This is a genomic window from Serratia sp. AS12, from assembly GCF_000214195.1.
GTDB classification, from domain to species: domain Bacteria; phylum Pseudomonadota; class Gammaproteobacteria; order Enterobacterales; family Enterobacteriaceae; genus Serratia; species Serratia plymuthica.
Genome location: NC_015566.1, coordinates 3825065 through 3836610 on the forward strand (window position 1 = coordinate 3825065; position 11546 = coordinate 3836610).

Below are 11546 nucleotides of genomic sequence, written 5' to 3' on the forward strand. Positions count from 1 at the left end.
TTTTCACGGCCTTTTTCATTGTTATCAGCGCATCAGAACCCGCCGCGCGCCGAGCGCCCCACCGCTTCGCCCAACTGCCACACCGCCATGGCGTAATGGGTGCTGTGGTTGTAACGGGTAATGGCGTAGAAGTTCGGCAACCCGTACCAGTATTGGTAGCTGGTCCCCATATCCAGCCGCAGCAAGCTGGCTTCCTGCTCAGTGCCGAGCGAGCCTTGCGGGGTCAGCCCGGCCGCCGCGAGAGTGTCAAGCGAGTAGCGAGTTTTAAAACCGTTATCCAACCCCGGCGCCTGGCCGCTGGCCGGTACCGCCACGGCCTCGCCACTGATCCAGCCATGTTCTTTAAAGTAATTGGCGACGCTGCCGATCGCATCCACTGGATCCCACAGGTTGATGTGGCCGTCACCGTTGAAATCAACCGCGTAGCTCTTGAACGAAGAAGGCATAAATTGGCCGTAGCCCATGGCGCCGGCAAAGGAGCCGCGCAGATCCAGCGGGTCATCCCCTTCGGCACGCGACATCAACAGGAAGGTTTCCAGCTCGCCGGCAAAGTAATCGGCGCGGCGCGGATAGTCGAAGGCCAGCGTGGACAAGGCATCGATAATGCGGGTTTTCCCCATCACGCGGCCCCAGCGGGTCTCAACGCCGATAATGCCGACAATGATCTCCGGCGGCACGCCGTATACCTGCTGGGCGCGCTGCAGGGCTTCCTGATACTGATTCCAGAACTGCACGCCGTTTTGCACGTTATCCGGCGTAATGAACTTGTTGCGATAGCGCAACCAGGATCCGTTCGGCACGGACGGCGCCTGAGTGGTGGTGGGGGTCGGCGCCTGACGATCCATCAACCGCAGCACCGAATCCAGCCGTTTTGCCTGGGCCAGCACGTCATGCAATTGCTGACGATCGAATCCGTGTTCCTGCACCATTTTATCGATAAAGCGGGCAGTGTTTGGATTATTGGCAAAATCACCGCCCAACGGCTGGCCGCTATGCGCCGGCGTCAGCAGGAAACCGCCTTTTATGGCGTTAGCCTGAGGAGCTGCTGGGATAGGCTTCGGCCCGCTGCTACAGGCTGCAAGTAAGGTAAGCAGAGGAAGAAGGGCAACTAAATGACGCATCGGATATCCATATAAGCCAGGCCAGTGATAAGTGAGCGTTATGTTAATCCATTGTCCGGTGCGAACAAACTGGATTATGCCGCTCATCTCAGTACCGGAAGCTAAAATCTTGCAAATCGTGATAAATCGCACAGAAAACCAAAACCACTTAGGGTAGGAAGGCAGGATCCTAAACCTTAACTAAATGAGAAAGATTATCATATTGACTCACCGTCGAATGCCACTAAAATACGCCCCCCTTGGCTGACGACCCGGCCAGCGCTGATTGCTACAACGGAATGTGACTTTGGACTCCCTCGGACAGATCGCTAGAAACGTCTTTAAACGCCGCATTACGCGTAAAAACTATGTTTTCTCCCTGGTTATTTTCGCCACCGGCCTGACATTGCTGTCATTCCTGTCCCCCTATCTGGATAAAAACCTGTTCCGCGCCTACGCGCACAGCGACATCGCCGCGTTTCTTTCGGTTTTCATCTACCTGCTGTGCATCATGCTGTGGTCGCTGTTTTGGATCGGCCTGACGCTGTGGTTTGTCGCCCGCACCGCATTCCGACTCAATGACGTCGGTACGCCCGGTTGGCCGCTGGCGTTAGCGCTGTATGCGCTCAGCGTGGTGAATAACTACCACCCCGGTCCGGTTGAACGCTGGCTGATCGTCATCAGCCTGATTGGCGTCCTGTGCGCACTGGTGCTGCCTTCTGCCCCCCGGGCAGGTAAACCCGAGCCGGCCGGCTAGCGAAACCCGGTACTGGCTATCTGCAGGCCAAGCGGTCACAATGCCGCATAATCCACGCGCCATACAGGAAACATCATGTCTTGCCACTACCCCGCCCATTACGCCTTTGATAACGAAAGCGACGCCTGGCAGATTCATTTTCGCGATTTTCCTGAACAGCAGGCCGCCTGCTATAAACGTGAAGATATCGAACTGGAAGCGCAGGAAAGCCTGCTGATCGCCATCGCCACGGAAATGGAAGAAGGCCGCCCGGTGCCGCCCCCATCCCGCGCCCAGCCGGAAGACCTGATGATCCACGTACCGGTGCTGGTCAAACTGAAGCTCGAGTTGCATAACATCATGCTGGCCGGCGCGACGTCCAAAGCCGATCTGGCACGCAAACTGGGCTTTAACGGCGGCCAAATGGATCGTCTGCTCGACGTTGCCTATGCCTCAAAAGTGGAAGCGCTGGAACAGGCTCTTTACCTGCAGGGATATGAGGTGCAGGTCTCGGTAGCAGAGATTCGGCAACAGTAAGAAAAATATTATCGCCGGGGACTAAATATTCTCCCTTTTTTGCCGATGTGTTCGTTACCGAATCACCAAGAGCAAAAAGTGAAGGCTAAAAATGGAGTGGAGTCGCCGTAATATCTGGACCGTTATTCTGCTGTCGTGCCTTGTCTTCTGGGCTATCCTGCTGACGGGTGCAAACGCCGTCGCCTGATCCCTTTTCATAACATCACAGCAAACATAATTATAAAGCCCGCACCAGCGGGCTATTCCTCTTTTTTGCCCCGCTAAAAACGTAAATAAAACTCGTTTAAAAACAGTCAGGGCTGAGTAAAAAATCGCCAAAAAGTGTGATCAAAAACACAGTATTGTAATCAGGCTGGCATTGGGAGTACATTAGCGCCGATCCTGTCGTGGTTCATGCTTTACCTCACGGACTTTGAAGCACGACAACCGGGTAACTCGTGGTCAAGGACGTTGTTCTTCCTGATTGAAGAACCCGCCAATAAACCGCAGGTTATCCACAAAATACTCAGCACAACAATCGGGATCATTGGCTTGCGAGAAACTCCAGATGGGAGTTGTTCAATGAAATATTTTGTTATGGGCGTTTCGTTCATGCTGGTAGCGTGGATTGGCACCTTTATGCTGATGGTTGCATAATCTTCAGCATGGCCGGGAACATAGATAAAGGGGCGCAGAAGCGCCCCTTTGTTGTTTCTGAATGCGGTTATTTGCCCGGCATCATGCGGCGCAAGGTGTCATCCTTGCGCAGATAATGGTGATACAACGCCGCCAGCGTGTGAGCGCCGATGATAAAGTAACCGGTATTGGCGAGCGTTTCATGTGTACTCTTGATAATGCGGCGCAGCGCCGGGTCCGGCGTGACCCATTGCGGCACCTGCCAGCCCAGCAACACCCACTCCTTTCCCCCGTAGGCCAGCGTCAGTACTCCCAGCACCGGCAACGCCAGAAACATGACATAGAGCAGCACGTGGAAAATCTTGGCACCCAACTCCTGCCATTCTTCCAGCGGCGGAGTGGTGGCCGGAGTGGCATAACGATGACGCAGCCCCAGCCGGATAAACATCAGCAAAAATACCGCCAGGCCAAAGTTAAAATGCAGATTTTTCACCAGTGACGCCTTGTCATCCGGCACCGAATCCTTCAGCAGCATTGCCGCATAGGTCAGGATCACCATCAACAGCGTCAGCCAGTGTAAAATAATTTGCGATCTCGCGTAGCGGTTGCCCATACACTCTTCCTGATTAATTAAAAAAGATTAGTCGAGCATAGTGGGGAAATGATGAAGAAAACCTTAGCGTTGAGAAAAAAGGCCGGCGCGAATGTGCCGGCCTGAAGCGATTATTTTACGGCGGGGGGAGTGCTCTTGGCTGGTTTGATCAACCCGTCGGCACGGAACATGGCTTTGATGCCGCGCACCGCCTGACGGATGCGATCCTGATTTTCTATCAGTGCAAAACGCACGTGGGTGTCGCCGTAGTCGCCAAAACCAATGCCCGGCGATACGCAGACCTTGGCTTCCGCCAACAGGCGTTTGGCAAACTCCAGCGAGCCGAGATGCGCATAAGGCTCAGGTATTTTTGCCCATACGTACATCGCCGCTTTCGGGTTATCGACCATCCAGCCGGCTTCGTGCAGCCCTTTCACCAGCACATTGCGGCGCTGACGGTACTGCTCTGCAATATCGCGCACGCACTGCTGGTCGCCTTCCAGCGCGGCGATAGCCGCCACCTGCAACGGAGTGAAGGTGCCGTAATCGTGATAGCTCTTGATGCGCGCCAGCGCGCTGACCAGCTCCGCATTACCGACCATAAAACCGATACGCCAACCCGCCATGTTGTAGCTTTTCGACAGGGTGAAAAACTCCACCGCGATATCCTTGGCACCCGGCACCTGCATAATCGACGGCGCTTTCCAGCCGTCATACACGATGTCGGCATAGGCCAGATCGTGGATCACCAGCACGTTGTACTGTTTGGCCAGCGCCACTACCCGCTCGAAGAAATCCAACTCAACACATTGGGCTGTCGGGTTGGAAGGGAAGCCGAGGATCATCATTTTCGGACGCGGGATGGTTTCACGAATGGCGCGCTCCAGCTCACCAAAGAAATCCACGCCGTCCACCAGCGGCACTGAACGCACTTGCGCGCCGGCAATCACCGCACCGTAAATATGGATGGGATAGCTTGGGTTCGGCACCAGCACGGTGTCGCCGTGATCGAGCGTCGCCAGCATCAGGTGCGCCAGCCCTTCTTTCGACCCTATGGTGACAATGGCTTCGCTTTCGGGATCAATCTCCACCTGGTAGCGATCGGCGTACCAGCGTGAAATGGCGCGGCGCAAACGCGGGATGCCGCGCGAGGTAGAGTAGCCGTGGGTATCGTCACGCTGCGCAACGGCACAGAGTTTTTCCACAATGTGCGGCGGCGTCGGGCCGTCCGGGTTACCCATGCTGAAATCGATAATATCTTCGCCGCGGCGGCGAGCAGCCATCTTCAGTTCGGCGGTGATGTTGAATACGTAAGGGGGAAGACGTTCAATACGCGTAAAGCGGCGTTGTGGACTGTTATCAGCCATAGATTCCTCGAAGAGACGTTAGCGCCCGGACCGTCCGAGCGACGCTGACCAGCTTGTGGTCGGATATCGAACATATCGCAGCGGCGACGGGATTGTCGATACCCGCCGCGATATTTTTATTTTTCCGCCTGAAACTCCGCCGCCAACAGCCCGAACATCCAGTCTGCGTGCCACTGCCCGGCCAGGCGGAAATTATCGCGCAATGTGCCTTCAAGCTGAAAACCGCACGACTCCAGCAAGCGGCGCGAAGCGATATTGCCTGCGGTGACGGTAGCCGTCAGCTTGTGGAAGCCGCAAGCGTTGAAGCCAAAATCCAGCACCGCCCACAGCGACTCCTTGCCGTAGCCCTTGCCGTGTCCGGACGGCAAAATGCCGTATCCCACTTCCGCCTGTTGGCAAGGCAACCACATCGGACGAAAACCCGTAATGCCCACCGCCTCACCACTTGCCTTTTCGCGCATCACCAGGCACAACCATTGTTCCCCATGCTTGTCCCAGGCCGGCAGCCGCGTCTCAAAGCGCGTGCGTATTTCCGCTTCGGTCAGAGGATCGGCGATATAGCGAATCACGTCAGGGTCCTGATACAGACGCAGAAACAGTGGCCAATCGTCGGTGGTTATCGACTGCAGGTTCAAACGCTCAGTGACCAATTTCATTGCACTAATCTCCGAAAAACGAAAACAAGGAAGTTACGAATGAAAGGCATCCCTTTATTTTCCTCTATTAAATCCAGATAATCGTTAACGTAAAAACAACAAAACCATAACGTCTTACTCCGTCCTCTACAACCGTCTATCGTTGCCCACAGGCAGCGTGAGGAGAACACCATGGCTTCATTACGCATTGACGACATCCCCACCGCCATTAAAACCGTAAAACAGCAACTGCGTCAGGCTCTGCCCAACTACCGCGAGGTGTTTCTGGCGCTGGAAGACCACATTCGCCAACAGGTCGAACAAATCCGCCAGGAGTTGGCCGCCGGCCAAAACCCGGTGCCGCAAATCGATGCGGAGGATATTTTGCAGCAGCGGGTCAGCGAGCAGCAAAAGGCTTTGATCAAACAGCGCGGCGCCTGCGCTATCCGTGGCGTGTTCCCCCGCAGCAAGGCCGAAGCCTGGAACCGGGAAATCGGCAGCTATCTTGAGCGCAACAACTTTGTCGAACGCCTGAAAAATGCCGCCGAAGACAACTATTTCGGCAAACTGGCCGCCGGCAAACCGCAAATCTACGGCATTTACTGGTCAAAACCGCAGGTGGAAGCCCGTCAGGACGCCCGCATGCACGCCGTGCAGGTGTTTCTCAACAGCCTGTGGGAAACCGAAAGCAACGGCAAACAGCATTTTGACCCGACTCGGGTCGCCACCTATGCCGACCGCACCCGCCGTCGCCCGCCGAACTCGTCTTCTCTGGGCCTGTCGCCGCACGTGGACAGCGGAACCATTGAACGCTGGCTGGATGAAAATTTCCGCTATGTCTACCGCCACGTGTTCTCCGGCGACTGGCAAGCTTACGATCCGTTCGCCGCCGATGGCCGCACCGAAGTGCGCGAAATCGCTTCACCGGCCGTCTGCTCAATGTTCCGCACCTTCCAGGGTTGGACGGCGCTGACGCCGCAACGCACCAATGCCGGCACGTTGAATCTGGTGCCGATAGCCAACGCCATGGCCTACGTTTTGTTGCGCGCATTGCAAGATGACGTCGCCGAAGACGATTTGTGCGATGCCGCCCCAGGACGCGCGCTGTCAATCTCGGAAAAATGGCATCCCCTTTTAATCAGCGGGATTTCCCCTATTCCCGATTTAGAACCGGGCGACACGGTGTTCTGGCACTGTGATGTGATTCACGCGGTAGAAAACGAACATAACGGCGAGTTCGACAGCAACGTGATGTATATCGCCGCCGCGCCGGGCTGCGAGAAAAACGATGCCTATCTGCAACGCCAACTGCCCAGTTTTATCGCCGGCAAAACGCCACCGGATTTCGCGCCCGACGATTTCGAAGTGGATTTCAACGGCCGCGCCACTGTCGATCTGCTGACACCACTCGGCAAGGAACAGCTCGGCATTAAATAACCCGGAGCCCCGTGGTGCGCCGCCCGGCCGCCACGGGGCCACTGTGCTGTGATATACTCCTGCGCATCTGTCCGCCGCAGCGAGAGCCCGTCGTGCACCCTTTTTTTGAAATGCTGTTAGCGGTGTTTGATCGCGCCGCACTGATGTTAATCTGCCTGTTCTTCCTCACCCGTACCCGGTTGTTCCGCCAACTGCTGCAAAAAGAGGACCACACGCCGCTTGAACTGGGCATGGTCACGGCGATCTTCTCGCTGTTCGCGCTGTTCAGTACCTATTCCGGCATCAACGTTGAAGGTTCGCTGGTCAACGTGCGGGTCATTGCCATTATGGCCGGCGGCATCCTGTTCGGCCCCTGGGTGGGTATCATCACCGGCATCATCGCCGGGGTGCACCGCTACCTGATTGATATCGATGGCATCACCTCCGTTCCCTGCCTGATCACCAGCATCATTGCCGGCATCAGCGCCGGTTATATCAATCTTAAAGTGAAAAAAGAGCAACGCTGGCGCGCCGGGATCCTCGGCGGCATGCTGTGCGAATCCCTGACCATGCTGCTGATCGTACTGTGGGCCAAGCCAACCGAGTTGGGGCTGGATATCGTCTCCAAAATTGCGCTGCCGATGATCCTCGGCACGGTCTGTATCGGCCTGATTGTGCTGCTGGTGCAAAGCGTGGAAGACGAAAAAGAGGTGATCGCCGCCCGGCAGGCCAAGCTGGCACTGGATATTGCCCGTAAAACCCTGCCCTACTTTCGCAATATCAACAGCGAAACCCTGGCGACCATTTGCGACATCATCCGTCAGGACATCAAGGCCGACGCGGTGGCGATCACCGATACTCACCAGGTAATGGCCTACGTCGGCGTGGGGGAAGAGGCTTATCCGATTGGCCGCGAAGGCTTGAGCCGCGTGACCCGCGAAAGCATCCGCCACGGCAAGATCATCATCAAAAACAACCTGGAAAACCCGGCCACGCCGCAAATTCACTCGCAGTTGGTGATCCCGCTGTGGGAAAAAGGCGAAGTGACCGGCGCGCTGAAAATTTACTACTGCCATGCCCATCAGATCACCAATACGCTAAAGGTCATGGCGGTGGGCCTGTCGCAGATTATCTCCACCCAAATGGAAGTCTCGCGCATTGAGCACCTGCGCCAGATGGCGGACAAAGCCGAAATGCGCGCGCTGCAGAGCAAGATCAACCCGCACTTCCTGTTCAATGCCCTGAATGCCATTTCCTCGTCGATCCGCATCAATCCGGACACCGCACGCCAGCTGATTATCAACCTGTCACGCTACCTGCGCTATAACCTGGAGCTGAACGACGAACTGATCGATATCCGCAAGGAGCTGCACCAAATCCAGGATTATATCGCCATCGAACAGGCGCGATTTGGTGCCAAACTGACGGTAATTTACGACATCGACGACGATATCTCGGTGCGTATCCCCAGCCTGCTGATCCAACCGCTGGTAGAAAACGCCATCGTACACGGCATTCAGCCGTGCAAAGGCAAAGGTGTGGTCGTGATTGCGGTGAAGGATCAGGGCGCTCGGGTCAAGATTTCGGTAAAAGACACCGGTAACGGCATCAATCAGGAGGTCATCGACCGGGTGGCGCGTAACGAAATGCCGGGCCACAATATCGGTCTGCTGAACGTGCATCACCGGGTGTCGCTGCTGTATGGCGAAGGGTTGCGCATCCGTCGGCTGGAGCCAGGGACCGAAATTGCCTTTTACATCAGCAAAAACGGCGGCAAACTGCAGATGGAAAACAGCGCACTGCCGGCCGGGGAGCCATCATGAAAGCCATTATCGTTGAAGACGAATTCCTCGCCCAAGAGGAGCTCAGTTACCTGATCAAAAAACACAGCAACATCGTTATTGAAGCCACCTTCGACGACGGGCTGGACGTGCTGAAATACCTGCAGAATCATCAGGTCGACGCCATTTTTCTCGATATCAACATCCCGTCGTTGGACGGCGTGCTGCTGGCGCAGAACATCAGCAAGTTCGCGCACCGGCCTTCGATTATTTTCATCACCGCCTATAAAGAACATGCGGTGGAAGCGTTCGAAATCGAAGCGTTTGACTACATCCTCAAGCCCTATCACGAAGCGCGCATCGTCACCATGTTGCAAAAACTGGAGGCGCTGCATAACCGGCCCGCTAACGCTCCGGAACAAGCCAGCGCGCCAAACCGCAGCAGCCACAGCATTAACCTGATCAAAGACGAGCGGATTATCGTCACCGATATCAACGACATCTATTATGCCGCTGCCGATGAAAAAGTGACGCGGGTCTATACCCGCCGCGAAGAGTTCGTGATGTCGATGAACCTCACCGAGTTTTACGGCCGCCTGCCGGAGGAGCATTTCTTCCGCTGCCACCGGTCTTACTGCGTCAATCTGTCGAAAATCCGCGAGATCGTGCCCTGGTTCAACAACACCTATATTCTGCGGCTGAGCGACCTGGAGTTTGAAGTGCCAGTCAGCCGCAGCAAGGTTAAAGAGTTCCGCAAATTGATGCGTTTATAACCGCGCGCGTTACCAGCGCGGCCCGGGGCCGTAGTAATACCCCGGCGGTGGAGGTGGCGGCATGCGACGATAATGCGGGCGATCGCGCCATTCGTGTCGTGGCTCCTCGTAATAGATCACGCGTGGCGGCGGCCCGTAGTAATACTCGCGCGGACGCTCATAGACGCGGTGTTCAGACCACCAGCGCGGATCGCGCCAGCGGTCGCCGTCCCAGTAATGGCCGCGATCGTCGCGGTCGCCAATGTGCAATGAAATACCCGGAACGTTCACGCCAATGGATACGTCCGCCTGGCTGACCAACGGCAACGACAGCAGCGCGGCCAACAACAACAGTGTTTTTTTCATCTAATGACTCCTGCAGAGCGGAACCCGTCCGTTCACCGATAACATAGGCCCCCCGCTATCGCCGCTCTATAGGAATAATGCCCATTTACCCATTCCAGACGTTTCCTTCACAATTTGAGCACAATCCTGGGCACCTGGCCGACAATAAATCGTGGCTATCTTTGATGTAGATCACGTGACGCAAGCGGCATTTCATCCCCTTTTAACCGCTAAAACGGCAACTCATGCGCCACCAGAGGCATTTCATTCCTTCCTCCGTGCAACTCATTCCCGATCCGCCGCCGAGTGGTATTACCAGCCTTATAATATGCCCATACCGCGGGGCCTCTGAGGTTCTCCGCAAATTTCCGCCAACGGCTGACCGCCCGGCAACGCACACACAGAAGGAGACCGGCCATGACTACCAAACCGGCAAATCGCAGCTTAATCGTTCTGGGCACCATCATCTGCCAGATGGGGCTCGGCACTATCTATACCTGGAGCCTGTTCAACCAGCCGCTGGTCGACAAATTCCATTGGGGCCTCGGCGACGTCGCCACCACCTTCTCCATCACCAGCTTCTTTCTGGCCTTCGCCACGCTGTTCGCCGGCAAGCTGCAGGAACGCTTCGGCATCCGCAACCTGACGCTGTGCTCCGGTATCCTGGTCGGCCTGGGCCTTATCGCCAGCGCCCACGTCAGCTCATTGGATATGATCTATCTGTTGGCCGGCGTAGTGGTTGGGTTCGCGGTGGGTATCGCCTACATCTCCACCCTGTCCAACCTGATCAAGTGGTTCCCGGCCAATAAAGGACTGATCTCCGGCATCTCCGTTGGCGCATTCGGCAGCGGCAGCCTGCTGTTCAAATACGTTAACGCCGCGCTGATTGCCGACGTCGGCGTGTCCGCCGCCTTCTTCTACTGGGGTGCGATTGTGATGGCGTTGATTGTGCTGGGTTCTCTGCTGTTGAAAGAACCGGTGCTCACCAGCCAGTCTGCACAGCAAAAGGCCGGTACTTTGGGTAACGACTTCAGCGTGCGCCAGATGCTGGCGACCAAAGAGGCCTACCTGTTGTTCATCATTTTCTTCGCCGCCTGCATGAGTGGCCTGTACCTGATTGGCATCGTGAAGGACATGGGCGTACAGCTGGCCGGGATGGATTTAGCCACCGCCGCCAACACCGTTTCCGCCGTAGCGATTTTCAACACCGCAGGCCGCATCATTCTGGGTACGCTGTCGGATAAAGTAGGCCGCATGCGCGTCATCAGCTTCACCATGCTGGTTACCGTGCTGGCGATTGTTTCGCTGAGCTTCCTCACCCTGAACCATACGCTGTTCTTTATTTGCGTCGGCGCAGTCGCCTTCTGCTTCGGTGGCAACATTACCGTGTTCCCGGCGATTGTCGGCGACTTCTTCGGCCTGAAAAACCACAGCAAAAACTACGGCATCATTTATCAAGGCTTCGGTCTGGGCGCGCTGGCCGGCTCGTTCGTCGCCAAATACTTCGGCGGTTTCCATGCCACTTTCATGGTCATTGGCGTACTGTCCATCGCTTCCCTGCTGATTACCCTGTTCATCAAGGCGCCAAAAGCGGTGGAGCAGGAAGAAGACAGCCGCGAGCCGGCAGAGTTGGTCAAAGCCTGATTTTTAAATAGCAAAAAGGGGCGCAA

12 protein-coding genes are annotated in these 11546 nt (G+C 56.0%); 7 read left to right on the top strand and 5 right to left on the bottom strand.

Features of this window, described 5'->3' with window-relative positions; translation table 11 throughout:
* Window positions 1-32: 32 nt before the first annotated feature.
* Complete coding sequence (mltB, locus tag SERAS12_RS17905; RefSeq protein ID WP_013813961.1) at window positions 33-1121, bottom strand: lytic murein transglycosylase B; 1089 nt, start codon at window positions 1119-1121, stop codon at window positions 33-35.
* A gap of 286 nt (window positions 1122-1407) precedes the next feature.
* Here mltB and SERAS12_RS17910 point away from each other — a divergent pair, with 286 nt between their 5' ends.
* The 3 genes from SERAS12_RS17910 to ypdK all read left to right on the top strand — a co-directional run bounded on the left by SERAS12_RS17910 (window position 1408) and on the right by ypdK (window position 3009).
* On the top strand, window positions 1408-1857 hold the full coding sequence (locus tag SERAS12_RS17910; protein ID WP_013813962.1) for a DUF805 domain-containing protein: 450 nt from the start codon (window positions 1408-1410) through the stop codon (window positions 1855-1857).
* A 75-nt stretch (window positions 1858-1932) separates the two neighbouring features.
* Entirely contained in the window at window positions 1933-2373 is a 441-nt protein-coding gene (locus SERAS12_RS17915; protein ID WP_013813963.1) for an antitoxin HicB, read from the top strand.
* A gap of 561 nt (window positions 2374-2934) precedes the next feature.
* A complete protein-coding gene (ypdK, locus tag SERAS12_RS26300) occupies window positions 2935-3009 on the top strand; it encodes a membrane protein YpdK (protein WP_086012885.1) in 75 nt (24 codons plus the stop codon).
* A gap of 67 nt (window positions 3010-3076) precedes the next feature.
* On the opposite strand, the gene SERAS12_RS17925 is transcribed toward ypdK, so the two are convergent.
* The 3 genes from SERAS12_RS17925 to SERAS12_RS17935 form a co-directional block, all read right to left on the bottom strand.
* On the bottom strand, window positions 3077-3601 hold the full coding sequence (locus tag SERAS12_RS17925) for a cytochrome b (protein ID WP_013813965.1): 525 nt from the start codon (window positions 3599-3601) through the stop codon (window positions 3077-3079).
* 110 nt (window positions 3602-3711) lie between these two features.
* On the bottom strand, window positions 3712-4947 hold the full coding sequence (alaC, locus tag SERAS12_RS17930; protein WP_013813966.1) for an alanine transaminase: 1236 nt from the start codon (window positions 4945-4947) through the stop codon (window positions 3712-3714).
* Window positions 4948-5063: 116 nt separating this feature from the next.
* Window positions 5064-5603 carry a GNAT family N-acetyltransferase gene (locus tag SERAS12_RS17935; RefSeq protein ID WP_013813967.1) on the bottom strand — a complete coding sequence of 180 codons (540 nt, stop codon included), beginning with the start codon at window positions 5601-5603 and terminating at the stop codon, window positions 5064-5066.
* A 171-nt stretch (window positions 5604-5774) separates the two neighbouring features.
* Here SERAS12_RS17935 and SERAS12_RS17940 point away from each other — a divergent pair, with 171 nt between their 5' ends.
* The 3 genes from SERAS12_RS17940 to SERAS12_RS17950 all read left to right on the top strand — a co-directional run bounded on the left by SERAS12_RS17940 (window position 5775) and on the right by SERAS12_RS17950 (window position 9552).
* Complete coding sequence (locus tag SERAS12_RS17940; RefSeq protein ID WP_013813968.1) at window positions 5775-7019, top strand: DUF1479 domain-containing protein; 1245 nt, start codon at window positions 5775-5777, stop codon at window positions 7017-7019.
* A gap of 110 nt (window positions 7020-7129) precedes the next feature.
* Window positions 7130-8821, top strand: coding sequence for a sensor histidine kinase (locus SERAS12_RS17945; RefSeq protein ID WP_004947566.1), 1692 nt, complete (start codon window positions 7130-7132; stop codon window positions 8819-8821).
* Entirely contained in the window at window positions 8818-9552 is a 735-nt protein-coding gene (locus SERAS12_RS17950; protein WP_013813970.1) for a LytTR family DNA-binding domain-containing protein, read from the top strand. Before SERAS12_RS17945 ends, SERAS12_RS17950 begins: the two co-directional genes overlap by 4 nt.
* Before the next feature lie 9 nt (window positions 9553-9561).
* Here SERAS12_RS17950 and SERAS12_RS17955 read toward each other — a convergent pair whose 3' ends face one another.
* Window positions 9562-9897, bottom strand: coding sequence for a DUF2502 domain-containing protein (locus tag SERAS12_RS17955; RefSeq protein WP_004947571.1), 336 nt, complete (start codon window positions 9895-9897; stop codon window positions 9562-9564).
* Between the two features lie 396 nt (window positions 9898-10293).
* Between SERAS12_RS17955 and SERAS12_RS17960 the strand changes: the two genes are divergently transcribed.
* Window positions 10294-11520 carry an OFA family MFS transporter gene (locus SERAS12_RS17960; RefSeq protein WP_013813971.1) on the top strand — a complete coding sequence of 409 codons (1227 nt, stop codon included), beginning with the start codon at window positions 10294-10296 and terminating at the stop codon, window positions 11518-11520.
* Window positions 11521-11546 lie beyond the last annotated feature (26 nt).

Excerpts from the sequence above, each read along its gene's own strand:
- mltB (WP_013813961.1), bottom strand. The coding sequence starts at position 1,121 with ATGCGTCATTTAGTTGCCCTTCTTCCTCTGCTTACCTTACTTGCAGCC.
- SERAS12_RS17915 (WP_013813963.1), top strand. The coding sequence starts at position 1,933 with ATGTCTTGCCACTACCCCGCCCATTACGCCTTTGATAACGAAAGCGAC.
- SERAS12_RS17925 (WP_013813965.1), bottom strand. The coding sequence starts at position 3,601 with ATGGGCAACCGCTACGCGAGATCGCAAATTATTTTACACTGGCTGACG.
- alaC (WP_013813966.1), bottom strand. The coding sequence starts at position 4,947 with ATGGCTGATAACAGTCCACAACGCCGCTTTACGCGTATTGAACGTCTT.
- SERAS12_RS17935 (WP_013813967.1), bottom strand. The coding sequence starts at position 5,603 with ATGAAATTGGTCACTGAGCGTTTGAACCTGCAGTCGATAACCACCGAC.
- SERAS12_RS17940 (WP_013813968.1), top strand. The coding sequence starts at position 5,775 with ATGGCTTCATTACGCATTGACGACATCCCCACCGCCATTAAAACCGTA.
- SERAS12_RS17945 (WP_004947566.1), top strand. The coding sequence starts at position 7,130 with ATGCTGTTAGCGGTGTTTGATCGCGCCGCACTGATGTTAATCTGCCTG.
- SERAS12_RS17950 (WP_013813970.1), top strand. The coding sequence starts at position 8,818 with ATGAAAGCCATTATCGTTGAAGACGAATTCCTCGCCCAAGAGGAGCTC.
- SERAS12_RS17955 (WP_004947571.1), bottom strand. The coding sequence starts at position 9,897 with ATGAAAAAAACACTGTTGTTGTTGGCCGCGCTGCTGTCGTTGCCGTTG.
- SERAS12_RS17960 (WP_013813971.1), top strand. The coding sequence starts at position 10,294 with ATGACTACCAAACCGGCAAATCGCAGCTTAATCGTTCTGGGCACCATC.